Raw genomic sequence first — 14,421 nt, forward strand, 5'->3', positions numbered from 1 at the left:
GGCGCCTTTTTTCTATTGTGGATAAGACACCCAGTCGCCAGCATTAAGGCGAATATAGAATTTGCCTTGGTATTGCATCACCACTGCGTTGTCATTTTCCGAGATAACGGCAGTTTGCGGCAGGCCCTGAGTCAGCGCTTTCCAATCTACGCTGGGTGCAGAGAATACCTTGCCATCAACCAACCGGGAGATCAGCTCCGACAAGGCCAGATAGCTGCTCGGCGTGGTGATTTCCAATGGGCCGCCTTGGTGCGGGGCCTGCATCCCGATTAACTTGATACCTACTGGAATATGCGTGATGTCCGGGCTTGGAATATCTCGCAGACCCGACATCTGCATCTTATCACCCACCAGTGCCGCCCCGTGTTCCGGCACGAACACCACCATCACTTTGCGGCCGGATTTTTGCAACTCATCGAGGAAAGTATTTAACTGGTCGAACAACTTTTGCGCCCGGGGTTGATAATCTGCAGCCTTGTTGCCACCCACAAAACGGTTACCGTCGTGTAATGGGATAACATTAAAGAACGTTGCCGTGCGCGCATTACTGCCTTTTTTCTGTTGTTCAAGCCAGCGATTGAGCAATTGCAGGTCATCGTATATCGGCTCCCCATCGAACGATGCCAGTTCATTACCGATACCGGCTTGTGACATTAAAGGAGCCTGTATGTCAGCCTGCTCTCTCAGGGCTTTCAGGTAATTTCCGAATACACCTGAATGGTCCAGCATCAACTGTTCCTTAAAGCCTAGCTTAGCCAGGTTATCAAACAGATAACACTGTTGATTGGCCGGCTGATAAAGGTCGTAATGAGAGGGTTGACCACAGCTGGCACGCAACAGGCGAATGGACGCTGGCCCACTATAGGCGGTTGCCGAATTGAAACGGGTGAACATGAGATCCATCTTTGACCATAATGGATTGTTCTGCAGATTGACGGCTTCCATATCGGACCAGGCCAGGGAGCAGATATTGATAATCAGCAGGTCGAACGGCTGCGCATCGCTGGGCAATGTGTCTGGGAAGGTTGTTACTCGCGCTTTCTCCTGTTGATAAAACTGCTCCAGATAAGCGGTTAGGTTAGCCTCGGTCGGTGCGCCGTTAGCGGCGGGCTGGTTGCTGCCAGGGTTTGCCGTTGAAGCCGATACCACTGATGTATCAGATGTTGCTGGCGTGTTGGTTGTTGGCGATAAGGCCATAGCCGGGCCGGCAATATTGGCCACGTTCAACCATACCAGTGCTGCAATGGTAAAGACCGTCAGTCTTACCCATTGGGTTACAAACAGATAGGCAATCAACAATACGAAGGCTGCGCCCACCATTTGCCAATTGATAAAACGACCAGTCAATTCAAGTATGTACTGTGCGCTGAAGCTGGCAATCAGAGAACCTTGACTCAGGATGCTGTTAACTCCAGGCAGCCAGGTGTCATGGTAGAACAGGCCAATACCGATAGGGATGGCGATAATATGACGCCAGCGGTGCCAGCGTGGCGAAGGTATCGGCATCAGCAAAAATGCCAGGAACACCAGATTGTACAGTGCATGGAAATTCAGATAGCCATACCAGAGCAGACCGAACTTGGCTAAAAAGTAGAAGTTCCAGCCGCCGAGGCCTCGCCAATAGCGCCATAGCGTATTTTCGGGTTGCGTAGTTTCTTTGTCAGTCATTGTTATTTTTACTTTTAACCTGAGATGAAGAAGCTTCGCGCACCCATAGCCCAACTGGCTTTAAATAACGCGGTGAAAGAAATAGATTTTGCCAAGTATGGCGCCAGTTCGGAAAACGGCGATGGAACAGGTACCCCAAGGGGATGAAGATTAGTGCACACAAAACAACCAATTGCACGATATCGCCTGCGCTGTTCATGCTTGCTCCTCCCGCCCGTGGCTCAGAAGTGTAAAGGGGATGGGCTCACGACGTTCAATCTGTATTTCTGCCACCTTGTTAACGATTTTGGCTACGCTGGGCTGCAGCTTGGTTGCCGGAGCCGAAAACGCAATATCCTGAGTCAACAGCCTGATTTGGGCTGAAATATCCACATCCTGATGCCACACCACCCGGTTACTGAACGCCTCATTGATCGGTAAACGGAAAATGAATTTTAGTGCAGTATCCAGATCGTTAATCCGGCAAGTGGAAAGGAACAGGAATAGCCGGTTTTGAGCAACGGTCATGATATCCCCGAAACGCCGCTGATGGCACAGCGTCATCGACTGGCGGGCGCTTAATCCGGGAGCGGGGCGTAGGGCAACCATTACACCTTTGCCATCGTTGGGTAAAAGCGTATTTTCCATCAATGACTTCACTGCCTTGAGGAAGTCTTCCAACGGTAAATAGCCTTTTGACTGTAATGGCCGCAATCCGGCTATCAGGCCGCTGATATCTGCTGGAACGTGGCGCGTCAAGCGTTGGCCCTGAATGCCTTCCAGCATGGTCAAAAATCTGGAGAGTGGGGCAACAAACGGCACAATCAGATTGGCACCGCAGGCCAGCAGCAGCCTCTCATCGCTATAACGCAGGCTGGCGCTCATATCGCGTAGCACGATCTTCAATCCACCCCCCTGGCTGCGTCGCAGGGTGTGGATCTGCTTAGCCAATTCATCAATCTCGTCATTCTGAAACAGCGAAAAAATCAGCGTGGCGGCTTTGGTCAACAAGCCTTGTTGCATCAGTTGTGCGTTGCTGTCAAACAGTTGCCAGTTTGCCGAGAGTGGCGGTGCTCCTTCCAGGATCCGTCGCTCAGCCAGGCACATGTTTTCGTCGTTGAGGTCTGTTATCTGAGCGGGGGTATTACCCTCATCTAGCACTTGCCAACCCTGCTCACTGCTATGAAGCGTGAACAACTGGTTGGCATTGATATCGGTTGCCGTGCTCCACCAGTTGACCAGATATTTTGCTCTGTCTTGTAGCCATTGCATACTGGCCAAACCATTAAGGGTGCGATGCTCTGTACTGAGTTGCCCCTTGAGTTTGTTCACGCCGGTGCCATGGCTGAGTATTATCAGCGTACATTGCCTCTGGCGGAGCCACCTAGCGGTGTTGCTGACCCAAACGGATAGTTCATCATCACCGAAAGCCTGCCACACACTGGCTGGTGCGAACAGGATCAGCAGACGGTTTTTGGGTTTCAAGGCGCGCATCAGATCGTCAGCAAGATATAACAAGGCCGCTTTTTTTTCCGGCAAAGCATATAGGGGGAATTTCTTGATTGCAGGGGAAAGCGTATTGACCTGCAATTTATCCGGTTGTTCACCGCTGCAAATCAGGGCTAATTGGCTGTCCTCTGTCTGGGCAGCGATGATTTGCTGGCACAGCAAATTGGCGTCTGTCTGGCGATCAAAATTAACCCAATAGAATCCTGGGGCCTGCATGACCGACAGCTCATGCCAAATACGCTGAATACCTAATGAGAAAGATTGCGCCATAGATTTATTCTACTTTCGTTGAAAGTGTCGCAGACCAACCAGATTCAGTCGCACTAAAATCGCAACGTTAAAATCATCATAGCAAACGTAGGTTTGCGGCGGATATTTTTTCGTTTAGATTCATCTTATTGCCCCTGCTTTTTCTGATCGTTGCTATAGTCATTTAACATTAGCCTATTTTTTAAGGCGGCAGAATGAATAATGATGAGTTACCGCGCTTTCATGCCAAAGCTTCGGTGGAAATAGAAGATGACCTACAGGCGCTAAGCCGTGCTTTTTCATTGCCCAAGCTCAGTTATGTTGATATTTCACGTCAGGAACGGTTAACGAAAATGATGGCTAGATGGCCGTTGCTGGCAGAGTTGGCGACAAAAATGGGGAGTATTTGATTTATGCCGGTCATTGCGCTGCAGGGGGTACGGGGCGGTCTTGGTGCCACGTCAGTGACGGCGGCGCTTGCCTGGGCATTACAGCAGTTGGGGGAATCGGTGTTGGCTATCGACCTTTCACCGGATAACCTGTTGCGTCTGCATTTCAATATGCCCTTCGAATCTAGCCGGGGCTGGGCCCGTGCGGAACTGGACGGTATTGGTTGGCAGCAGGGAGCAATGCGGTACTGCAAAAAACTCGATTTTCTGCCGTTTGGTCGTCTGAGCGTGAATGAACAGCGGCTGAGCGGTCAGCAACACATTGAAAACCCCGCGCGTTGGCAGGATTATCTGGCGTTGTTGCGTGCATCCGAGCAGTATCGCTGGATCTTGCTGGATATCCCGGCAGGCAACACCCCTCTTATTGAGCAGCAATTGGCACTCGTCGACGGCGTGCTGCTGTTACTGAATCCTGATGCTGGCTGTCATGCGCGGCTGCATCAGCAACCGATGCCAGAGGGTTGCTACTTCCTGATTAATCGATACTCCTCAAGCAGCCTGCTGCAACAGGATTTGCACCAGTTGTGGCAGAAAACACTGGCGGGCCTGTTGCCTTTGGTGATCCATCGTGATGAGGCGGTGGCAGAAGCGCAGGCGGTGAAACAACCTTTGGGCGAATATCGGCCCGAGAGCCTGGCCGCCGATGAGATACTGACGTTGGCCAACTGGTGTCTGCTCAATCTGCCGGAAGAGGCTGTATGAGTTGGGTGCCGAACCTGCTGCTGGTACCTCCCGTCCACCGGGCGGTTCAGGCGCGTTATCGCGGCTATCGCAGCGCTGGGGTTCCAGTCTTTACCGCATTCTTTACTACTTCGCTGGTGACGATGGGGTGGATATTCCTGCGCTTTGAGTCGCCTGCCTGGCAAAAAGTGCTGGCTGATCGTGACTATTGGTTCCCGCATATCTCATCCCGTCGTCCGCGCCCGGCTGACATCGTACGTTACTTCCTTCAGGTGATGTGGCTGCTGATAACGCGTAGTGAACCTCTACTCAAGGAGCGCAACTATTCTGCTGGCTGGTCTAAACTGCAACAGCGCTATGCCAACTGGCTGCAAAATTTACCGCAGCAACTCCAGGACTCTGGTGTGAAGGAGCGCTCGGTGCAGCGTCTCAGCCGAATGAACAAGCGGGTGCGCCGGGCGTTGTTTATAGTGGCCTCAGTATTTGCCGGATTGTTGGCTCTGTTATGCATTTCCCAACCGCTTGAACTGTTTGCCCAGTTTGTGTTCGTGCTGTTGCTGTGGGGCATTGCCATGATAGTGCGGCGGATCCCGGGGCGATTACCGCGTTTGATGCTGATTGTGTTGTCGCTGACCGTTTCCTGCCGCTATCTATGGTGGCGTTATACCTCCACGCTGAACTGGGACGATCCTGTCAGCCTCATTTGTGGCCTGCTGTTGCTGTTGGCCGAGACCTATGCCTGGGTAGTCTTGGTGTTAGGATATTTTCAGACTATCTGGCCGCTAAATCGCCAGCCAGTACCGATGCCTGCAGATATTAGTACTTGGCCAACTGTCGATCTGATGGTGCCGACTTATAACGAAGATCTGAGCGTGGTGAAACCGACCATCTATGCAGCGCTGGGTATCGACTGGCCTAAAGATAAAATCAATATCTATATTCTTGATGATGGTAATCGCCCGGAATTCAAGGCCTTTGCTGAAGAGGTGGGAGTAAGATACATCGCGCGCCCCACCCATGAGCATGCCAAGGCGGGGAATATCAATAACGCACTGAAGCACGCTACCGGTGAGTTCGTCACCATCTTCGATTGCGATCACGTTCCCACCCGCTCATACCTGCAATTGACCGTGGGCTGGTTCTTTAAAGATAAAAAGCTGGCGATGCTGCAAACGCCACACCATTTCTTCTCGCCCGACCCGTTCGAGCGCAATCTGGGCCGCTTCCGCCAGACACCGAACGAAGGCACCCTATTCTATGGGCTGGTTCAGGATGGAAACGATATGTGGGATGCCACCTTCTTCTGTGGCTCCTGTGCCATTCTGCGGCGAACCGCACTGGACGAAATAGGCGGAATTGCGGTGGAAACCGTAACGGAAGACGCCCACACTTCGCTGCGTCTTCACCGCCGTGGGCACACGTCGGCCTATATCCGTATCCCTCAGGCCGCCGGGTTGGCGACAGAGAGCTTGTCTGCACACATTGGCCAGCGTATTCGCTGGGCACGGGGTATGGTGCAAATCTTCAGGTTGGATAACCCATTATTGGGAAAAGGACTGAAACTGGCTCAGCGACTGTGTTACGCCAATGCGATGCTGCACTTCCTGTCCGGTGTTCCTCGGTTGATCTTCCTGACGGCTCCATTGGCGTTTCTGCTGTTGCATGCCTACATCATTTTTGCCCCGGCACTGGCTATCGTGCTTTATGTTCTTCCGCATATGGTCCATGCCAGCATGACCAACTCGCGTGTACAGGGTAAATATCGCCACTCTTTCTGGAGTGAAATCTATGAAACCGTGCTGGCTTGGTATATCGCCCGGCCAACCACTATCGCGCTGTTCAATCCCCATAAAGGCAAGTTTAACGTGACTGCCAAAGGTGGGTTGGTGAATGAGGAACACGTTGACTGGGTTATCAGCCGCCCGTATCTGTTGTTAGTGGCATTCAATCTGGCTGGTCTGGCATTTGGCTTTTGGCGTCTTTTCTACGGCCCAGTGGATGAGATAATGACGGTGTTCATCAGCCTGGTCTGGGTACTTTACAACATGACGGTCCTTGGCGGCGCTATGGCGGTAGCCGTGGAAGCCAGGCAAGTGCGGCAGTCGCACCGCGTAGAAATTGCCATGCCTGCGGCGTTGGCGCGTGCCAACGGGCATATGTTTCCTTGCACACTGCAGGATTATTCTGATGGGGGGGTAGGGATAAAAATGCGCGTACCGGATCAGATAAAAGATGGTGAACAGGTGGTATTGCTGCTAAAACGGGGCCAGCAAGAGTTCAGTTTCCCCTGTGTGGTGACGCGTGCCAATGGCCTGTATGTGGGGGTGCGTCTGGTTGGGCTTTCTACGCGGCAGTACACTGACTTTATTCAGTGTACCTTTGCGCGCGCCGATACATGGGCACTGTGGCAGGATGGTTTTCCTGAAGACAAACCATTGGATAGTTTGCGCGACGTGCTGATGTTGGGCTTACACGGCTATCAGCATATGTCAGATTACGCTCCGCCAGTTTTTCGCCGCATTCTTCTCGGTTTTACCACGGTATCTCTCTGGATAATGTCATTTGTTCCCCATGGCGTGGGGAATGGGCGAAATTCAGTTGCAAAAGGAACAGTGGCATAGGCTGTGTGTCGAAACCGCCTGTTCACATGCCTGGTGAACAGGCTCTAACATTGATGATGATACGATGACGAGAAAAATAAACTGGTTTACCGCATTGGCCTTAGGCATCAGTACATTGTCTCAGGCGCAAACAGCAACGGCACCCATGGTTATCGCGCAACCGGCAGCAACCATGATGACGGGAACGCCGGTCACTACACCTATGGGAGCCGCGGCACCTGAAATTTCCAATGCGCCGGTGCGTGATGTGCAACTCTTTTTTACTGAAGTTGTGCCACCGCCAGGTACCTTTATTCTGCGTGGTACCAGCCCTGAAGGACAAGTCGAGTTTAGTGTGCGTAGCGACGAAGTGGTTTCGCAGGCGGTGCTTAATCTGAATTTTACCCCTTCTCCTGCACTGATCCCGGTAGAGTCTCAGGTTAAGGTGTATCTTAACGATGAGTTAATGGGGGTGATCACCCTTGCCAAAGAGCAGATGGGGAAACCCAATAACATTCAAGTGCCAATTGATCCCCGCTATATCACTGACTTTAACCGCTTAAGGTTGGTGTTCGTTGGCCACTACCGGAATATCTGCGAAAACCCGGCTCACAGTTCCCTATGGTTGGATGTCGGTAAGTCCAGTTCTTTGAACCTGAGCTTCCAGAAGTTGCTGCTGAAAAACGAACTTGCGCATTTCCCAGAACCGTTTTTTGATAGCCGTGACAAGCGGCCACTAACCCTGCCAATGGTATTTGCCGGGCAGCCTGATCTGGAACAACAGCGTGCAGCCGGTATTCTTGCTTCCTGGTTCGGTACCAAGGCACAGTGGCGCGGTCAGCATTTCCCGACGTTATTTAATCAATTACCTAACCAGCATGCCATTGTGTTTGCTACCAATAGCCAGCGTCCAGACTTCATGAAGGACTATCCGGCAGTAAACGGCCCCACAGTACAGATGATCGGCCACCCTGATAACCCCTATGTGAAATTACTGTTGGTTCAGGGGCGTGATGACAACGATCTGATCACTGCAGTGAAGGGGATCGCTCAGGGCAATATTCTTTTCCGTGGCCAGAGTCTGACCGTAGATAAAGTGGAACAGTTGGCAGAGCGCCAGCCGTATGATGCGCCAAACTGGGTGCGAACCGATCGCGCCATCAAGTTTAGTGAACTACAGCAATACGTGGACCAGTTACAGACTAGCGGCGTTGAGCCTGGGCCGATTTCAGTGAATATGAATCTGCCGCCGGACCTGTTCTTGCTGCATAGTACCGGCATTGATATGCAGTTGAAGTACCGCTATACCTCGCCGCGTATTCAGGATGGCTCTCGCCTGAGCATCAGCTTGAACGACCAGTTTTTACAGTCCTATGCTTTGGTACCAGAAAATGAAAGGGGAACGCAATTGTTGCGTTTACCTTTGCTGCAGGGGTTACTTGACGCCGATAAGGTGGTCAACATCCCGGTACTTAAGCTGGGGGCCGCCAACCAACTGCGTTTTGATTTTAATTACACCACGCTGTTGGCCAGCGGTGAGGAAGGGCGCTGTGAAACTTATTCGCTGGTGCCTAACCATGCGGTGATTGACAGTAGCTCAACGATAGACTTCTCGGGTTATCGCCACTTCATTACCATGCCCGACCTGCGAGCTTTCTCCAATGCCGCCTTTCCATTCAGCCGGTTGGCCGACCTTTCGCAAACGTTAGTGTTGGTAAATAAACAGCCACATCAGTCTCAGGTGAGTGCGTTGCTGAACGCCTTGGGTAATATCGGAGCGCAAACCGGCTATCCAGCACTGGCATTTACGCTGGCCGATGACTGGTCGCAGGCGAAAGACAAAGATGCCGATATTCTGATTATTGGTACCATCCCGCCAGAACTGCGTGATGACAAGAAAATGAATTTGTTGGTAGAGGCGACGCTGAGTTGGGTAAAACAGCCTATGCGCCAATTACCTCTGCCGAGTCTGACGGTGGAGCAGGATGATGCGACGCCAGACAGCAAAACGACCATTAGTTCTCAAGGGGCGATGTCGGCGATTATCGGCGTGCAATCACCGTTCAATGATCAACGTAGCATTGTGGCATTGCTGGCCGATAGCCCCCGTGGCTACGAGCTGTTGAATAACGCGATGCTCGACAGTGGCAAGCGTGCTGCGGTGTTCGGCTCTGTTGCCGTGATACGTGAATCGGGTGTCTATAGCCTGCGAGTGGGAGATGTTTACTACGTTGGTTATCTGCCATGGTGGGAACGGCTCTGGTTTACACTCTCAACGCGTCCGTTGGTCCTTGCTGCAATGGCGGCAGTTGTGGTGGTGATCATGGCACTGCTGTTGCGCTATGGCCTGAAGGCAATCAGCCGCCGCCGTCTGTCACCTGAAGATCGGGATTAATGACTATGACAGCGGCGTTCCTGAAGCGTTTCTTACCGAGCCTGTTGCTACTGTGGGGTTTGCCCGCAGTAGCGGCCTGTGATTGGCCTGGCTGGCAACAGTACAAACAGTTGTACATCAGTGATGAAGGGCGGGTGATCGATCCTAGCAGTCCGAAGCGCATTACTACTTCGGAAGGCCAAAGTTACGGGCTGTTCTTCGCGCTGGTCGCCAACGATCGGCCGATGTTTGACAAATTGCTGACGTGGACAGAAAACAATCTGGCTGCGGGTGATTTGAATGAGCATCTGCCTGCCTGGCTGTGGGGGGAGGATGATAAAAAAAACTGGAAGGTGTTGGATAGTAATACCGCCTCTGATTCAGACTTGTGGATCGCATACAACCTGCTGGAAGCGGGGCGCTTATGGCAGGACCCGCGTTATCAAACGCTAGGAACACAGGTCCTGCAGCGGATTGGGCGCGAAGAGGTCGTTGATATTCCTGGCTTGGGCACGATGGTGTTACCAGGCAAGATCGGTTTTGTCGCAGATAACCAATGGCGGCTCAATCCCAGCTATCTTCCGCCACAGCTGATGGCCCGTTTTTCTTCAATCAATGGTCCTTGGAAAGCCGTACAAAAAACTAGCCAACGACTTTTGCTGGAGACGGCACCACGCGGTTTCTCACCGGATTGGGTAGTCTGGCAGCCCGACAAAGGTTGGTTACCGGATAGCGTCAAACCCAATATTGGCAGCTACGATGCCATTAGGGTCTATCTCTGGGCGGGTATGCTGGCTGAGGATGACCCGCACAAAGCCGCATTAGTGAAGCAGTTCCAACCAATGGTTAATTTCGTGGTACAGCAAGCGGCTCCACCGGAAAAAGTTGATACGGCTACGGGGAAAACCACCGCTGAAGGCCCGGCCGGATTCTCCGCTGCCTTGTTACCACTCTTGGCGGATCATCCGGAGGCATTAGCGGTACAACGGCAACGTATCGAAGATAATCCGTTGAGTAACAAAGCTTATTACGACGCGTCCTTGCTGTTATTTGGTCAGGGATGGGACCAACAACGTTATCGTTTCAATCGTCAGGGCGAACTTCAGCCCTCTTGGAGCGGCCAATGCGTAACTTCAGACTAGGCTGGCTGAGCCTGTTTCCTTTAAGCTTGGCGATATTGTCGCAGGCGCAGGGGGCTAACGTGGCTCCTGAACGGTGGTTGTTAGAGCAGGTGCGGATCGGGGAGGCCATGAATCAAGAGGAGTTGGTTCGCCAGTCACTGTATCGTCTTGAATTGATTGATCCGAATAATCCAGACGTGATTGCCGCACGTATGCGTCTGGCGTTGCGTCAGGGTAATCAGGTGCTGGCACAGCAGCAGTTGGATAAGCTCAAGGGGGTAGCTCCGCAGTCAGAGATTTTCCGTCAGGCCGAAATGAACATGCAATTGACCCGGCCGGAAACTCGTCAGAAGCTGCAACAGGCACGCCTGATGGCCACCGCAGGCCGCTTGCAGGAGGCTAAAACCCTGTACGATGAACTATTCCAGGGTGTTCCTCCAACACCCAGTCTGGCTGCGGAATACTGGAAGCTGGTAGCGCGTCTGCCCGGCCAGGAAGCGGAGGTAGTGAAGAAGTTGCAGGCGTTGGAGCAGCAGTATCCCGGTAATGTTACGTTGCGTATGGCACTGGTGAGGATGCTGTTCAATCAGGATCGTGCGGTACAGGCTTATGACTTACTGCAGAAAGTCGCAGCCGATCCTGGAGGCCGTAACGAAGCGGCTGATTTGTGGTTGGAAAAGATCAAAGCGATGCCGGTCAGCCCGCAGAGTGTCGCGGCATTAAACCGTTTCCTTGGGGTGTTTGAAAGCGGCGATCAGGCACAGAGCGCTCAACAGGAGTTGATCCGACAAAAGGCCTTGCTGGCCGATCCTGCTTATCAGGCTCGTATGGCCGGATTGGCGCGCGTAGACAAAGGGGGAGGCCGATCCGCGATCCCGGAATTGAAAAAAGCGTTATCCAGTAAGCCCGACGATGCTGAAGTGCTCGGCGCGCTGGGTTTGGCTTATTCCCGCGCTGGTAATCGACAACAGGCGTTAAGCCTGTTCAAGCAGGCGCAGAAAGCGGACAAGAATAACTTTGATAGCGATAAATGGCAGAGTCTAATCAATAGTACGCGCTACTGGTTGACGATTGCCCTGGGGGACAGCGCCCTGAAGGCTAATAATCTGCCGCTGGCGCAACAACAGTATCAGCGGGCCAGGCGGCTTGATAACAGTGACAATAGTGCGTTGATTGGTTTGGGTGACGTTGCCGTCGCTCGCAAAGATGATGCAACTGCTGAACGTTATTATCGGCAGGCCCTGAGGCTGGAGCCGGGCAGCGGCAGTGCGGTACGTGGTTTGGTGAATATCTATCAGCGGCAGTCACCGCAAAAGGCGTTGGACTATCTCAACAGTCTGCCACGTGGGATGCAAGACCAGTTGCGCAGTACGCTGGACAGCCTGCAATTGGACATGCTGAAACAGCAGGCTGAAGCTCTGGCGCAGCAGCAACAGTGGCCTCAGGCTGCAGAAAAATACCGGCAAGCTCACCTGAAAGATCCCGAAGATGTCTGGCTGACATACCGCTATGCTCAAACGCTGCGTCAGGCCTGGAAGCCGCAGAGGGCGGACGCCGTATTCCGTCAACTTGTGCAGAAAAAACCTACCGATCCGCAGCAGGTTTACGCCTATGCCTTGTATCTGTCTGCCAGCGAGCGCGAGAGTCAAGCATTGGCGCATCTCAATGCTCTGCCTAAAGGGCAGTGGAACGATGATATTCGCGATATGGCGCAACGCTTGCAACGGCAGGCAGCGCTCGCTCATGCTGAGCAACTCCGTGCTGCTGGTAATGAACCTGCAGCAATTGCGTATTTGCATCAGCAACTGCCTGATACTGCTATCGAGCTGACCTTGGCAGATTGGACCTTGGAAAGGGCGGAATACGACGCAGCACTGGCGGATTATCAACGGGTACGCGCGCGCGAACCGAATAACCCGGATGCGCGTCTGGGTGAGATTGAAGCCTTTCTGGCAATTGGTAAACTGGCTGAGGCTCGTCAGCAACTGCAGGAAACAACACCCCAGAAGGACGAATCGCTCAACAGCCAGCGGCGGGTTGCTAATGCTTGGTCTTTGGTCGGCGAGCAGGAGAAAGCCGCAGATATTTTTACTCAACTGAAAGCAAAAGCGCAGCAAGAACCCCCAAGCCAGGTCAAAGCATTGTTGTACCGTGATTCTGCCAGGTTTGAACAGGCACGCAGGCGGCCGGAACAGGCCGAACAGGATTATCGCCAGGCAATGGTGGCCAGCGGCATTGCACCGACGCTGCCACTGGATAATGACAGCTACACCCGTTTGACCCGTAATAATATGGCCGACGATTGGCTTAAACGCGGCATCCGTTCCGACGCGGCCGATCTTTACCGCCAGCAGGATGTGACAGTCACCCTCGATCACGATTATATGCGTTCGAGCGGAACCGGTGGGATCTCCGACTTTAAGGCGCATAACACCATGTTGCAGGTGGATATGCCCTTTTATGATGGTCGCGCGTTTTTCCGCACCGATACGGTTCAACTTAATGCGGGCACCTTTGCTACCGATGGTGGGCAGCACTTCGAAACCTTTGGCACCTGTAACACGGTGGGGTGCAGTGGTGATGAACGTCAGAAAACCACTGGGACCAGCATAGCTGCAGGTTGGGCCAACGATCGCTGGCAAGCCGATATTGGAACGACACCGATGGGCTTTGAGGTTGTCGACTGGGTTGGCGGTGTAGCCTATAGCGGTGACTGGAATGGTATCGGCTGGACTGTTGGGGCTTCACGTAGGCCTGTTGGCAGTTCACTGTTAGCGTTTGGCGGGACCCGCGATCCTAATACCGGGATCACTTGGGGTGGGGTACGTGCGACCGGTATCAGCCTGAGCGCCAGCTACGATCGCGGTGAAGCCAACGGCGTTTGGGCCGATCTCAGCGCTCATCAGTTAACCGGTCAGAACGTTGAGGATAATCTGCGTCAACGATTGATGGCAGGTTATTACTACAAGCTGATTAACGAAGATAACCGCCGTGCTACCATCGGGCTGAGTTCTATGCTCTGGCATTACCAGAAGGATTTGAGCGGCTACTCCCTTGGTCACGGTGGCTATTACAGCCCGCAAGAGTATGTCTCGTTGGCAATACCGGTGAATTATCGCCAGCGTACTGAGAACTGGTCGTGGGAAGTCGGCGGCTCGGTATCCGTTTCCCATAGCAAAACCAATGATGAAAAGCGTTACCCGCTTCAGGGGATGATCCCTGATTCATTGCCGGATAAGAACGCCATTGAAAGTGGCAGTTCTTCTTCAGGCGTGGGTTATACCCTGCGGGCGATTGTCGAGCGCCGTCTCAGCTCACACTGGACAATGGGAGCCAGTATCGACATTCAGCAGGCCAAAGATTATACGCCTAGCCATATGTTACTGTATTTGCGCTATTCACTTGCCGGTTGGCAGGGTGATCTCGATTTGCCACCACGACCATTGACGCCTTACGCCGAATTCAAATGAGAAATACCCAAATTCATTCAAGTTGCAAATAGATGGTAAGCGAGTAAGTCCCCAGAGGAATAGTTAACGAAGTGACCGGGACCTACTCGCGCAGCCAGCACACCACACTTTGAATGGCTACGGGGGAAATCGGATACATTCGGAGTGTCACTCACAGGGTAGTTTTGCTACCCTGTGGTCATTCCAGCCAGGATAGTACTGAACCCCGCGCTTTTCCTCCGGCAACCAGCGTTTGATAAGTTAAAAACAAGCAGCAATCGAGTATACTCGATGTGGCTGAGAGGGGGTGGATTGTACTTCCTATCTTTGAAACTACAGCGT

The 14,421-nt window shown here is 52.7% G+C and carries 9 protein-coding genes; 6 read left to right on the top strand and 3 right to left on the bottom strand.

Annotated features, from left to right (window positions below; translation table 11 throughout):
- Positions 1-12 precede the first annotated feature (12 nt).
- From bcsG to bcsE, 3 genes are read right to left on the bottom strand one after another with little or no spacing between them, the layout of a single operon-like run.
- Complete coding sequence (bcsG, locus tag SAQUA_RS00840) at positions 13-1,668, bottom strand: cellulose biosynthesis protein BcsG (protein WP_380673791.1); 1,656 nt, start codon at positions 1,666-1,668, stop codon at positions 13-15.
- Positions 1,661-1,867 (bottom strand): cellulose biosynthesis protein BcsF, encoded by a 207-nt coding sequence (gene bcsF, locus SAQUA_RS00845; protein WP_380673790.1) that lies wholly within the window; start codon positions 1,865-1,867, stop codon positions 1,661-1,663. The genes bcsG and bcsF overlap by 8 nt, the downstream gene beginning before the upstream one ends.
- On the bottom strand, positions 1,864-3,426 hold the full coding sequence (gene bcsE, locus SAQUA_RS00850) for a cellulose biosynthesis protein BcsE (RefSeq protein ID WP_380673789.1): 1,563 nt from the start codon (positions 3,424-3,426) through the stop codon (positions 1,864-1,866). Before bcsE ends, bcsF begins: the two co-directional genes overlap by 4 nt.
- A 194-nt stretch (positions 3,427-3,620) precedes the next feature.
- Here bcsE and bcsR point away from each other — a divergent pair, with 194 nt between their 5' ends.
- The 6 genes from bcsR (at position 3,621) to bcsC (ending at position 14,100) form a co-directional block, all read left to right on the top strand.
- The gene (bcsR, locus tag SAQUA_RS00855; RefSeq protein WP_380673788.1) at positions 3,621-3,815 is read left to right on the top strand and encodes a cellulose biosynthesis protein BcsR; all 195 of its coding nucleotides are present in this window, start codon (positions 3,621-3,623) and stop codon (positions 3,813-3,815) included.
- A 3-nt stretch (positions 3,816-3,818) separates the two neighbouring features.
- Positions 3,819-4,556, top strand: coding sequence for a cellulose biosynthesis protein BcsQ (bcsQ, locus tag SAQUA_RS00860; RefSeq protein ID WP_380673787.1), 738 nt, complete (start codon positions 3,819-3,821; stop codon positions 4,554-4,556).
- Complete coding sequence (bcsA, locus tag SAQUA_RS00865) at positions 4,553-7,156, top strand: UDP-forming cellulose synthase catalytic subunit (RefSeq protein WP_380673786.1); 2,604 nt, start codon at positions 4,553-4,555, stop codon at positions 7,154-7,156. Before bcsQ ends, bcsA begins: the two co-directional genes overlap by 4 nt.
- A gap of 64 nt (positions 7,157-7,220) precedes the next feature.
- Positions 7,221-9,530: a cellulose biosynthesis cyclic di-GMP-binding regulatory protein BcsB gene (gene bcsB / locus SAQUA_RS00870; RefSeq protein ID WP_380673785.1), complete on the top strand. Its 2,310-nt coding sequence runs from the start codon at positions 7,221-7,223 to the stop codon at positions 9,528-9,530.
- Positions 9,530-10,651, top strand: coding sequence for a cellulose synthase complex periplasmic endoglucanase BcsZ (gene bcsZ / locus SAQUA_RS00875; RefSeq protein ID WP_380673784.1), 1,122 nt, complete (start codon positions 9,530-9,532; stop codon positions 10,649-10,651). Before bcsB ends, bcsZ begins: the two co-directional genes overlap by 1 nt.
- On the top strand, positions 10,633-14,100 hold the full coding sequence (gene bcsC, locus SAQUA_RS00880; protein ID WP_380673783.1) for a cellulose synthase complex outer membrane protein BcsC: 3,468 nt from the start codon (positions 10,633-10,635) through the stop codon (positions 14,098-14,100). The genes bcsZ and bcsC overlap by 19 nt, the downstream gene beginning before the upstream one ends.
- The last annotated feature ends 321 nt before the right edge of the window (positions 14,101-14,421 follow it).

Source organism: Serratia aquatilis (assembly GCF_044865145.1).
Taxonomy (GTDB): Bacteria; Pseudomonadota; Gammaproteobacteria; order Enterobacterales; family Enterobacteriaceae; genus Chania; species Chania aquatilis.

What these genes read in the sequence shown, in the direction of transcription:
- bcsB (WP_380673785.1), top strand. Translation starts at nt 7,221, where the DNA reads ATGACGAGAAAAATAAACTGGTTTACCGCATTGGCCTTAGGCATCAGT.
- bcsQ (WP_380673787.1), top strand. Translation starts at nt 3,819, where the DNA reads ATGCCGGTCATTGCGCTGCAGGGGGTACGGGGCGGTCTTGGTGCCACG.
- bcsC (WP_380673783.1), top strand. Translation starts at nt 10,633, where the DNA reads ATGCGTAACTTCAGACTAGGCTGGCTGAGCCTGTTTCCTTTAAGCTTG.
- bcsA (WP_380673786.1), top strand. Translation starts at nt 4,553, where the DNA reads ATGAGTTGGGTGCCGAACCTGCTGCTGGTACCTCCCGTCCACCGGGCG.
- bcsG (WP_380673791.1), bottom strand. Translation starts at nt 1,668, where the DNA reads ATGACTGACAAAGAAACTACGCAACCCGAAAATACGCTATGGCGCTAT.
- bcsR (WP_380673788.1), top strand. Translation starts at nt 3,621, where the DNA reads ATGAATAATGATGAGTTACCGCGCTTTCATGCCAAAGCTTCGGTGGAA.
- bcsZ (WP_380673784.1), top strand. Translation starts at nt 9,530, where the DNA reads ATGACTATGACAGCGGCGTTCCTGAAGCGTTTCTTACCGAGCCTGTTG.
- bcsE (WP_380673789.1), bottom strand. Translation starts at nt 3,426, where the DNA reads ATGGCGCAATCTTTCTCATTAGGTATTCAGCGTATTTGGCATGAGCTG.
- bcsF (WP_380673790.1), bottom strand. Translation starts at nt 1,867, where the DNA reads ATGAACAGCGCAGGCGATATCGTGCAATTGGTTGTTTTGTGTGCACTA.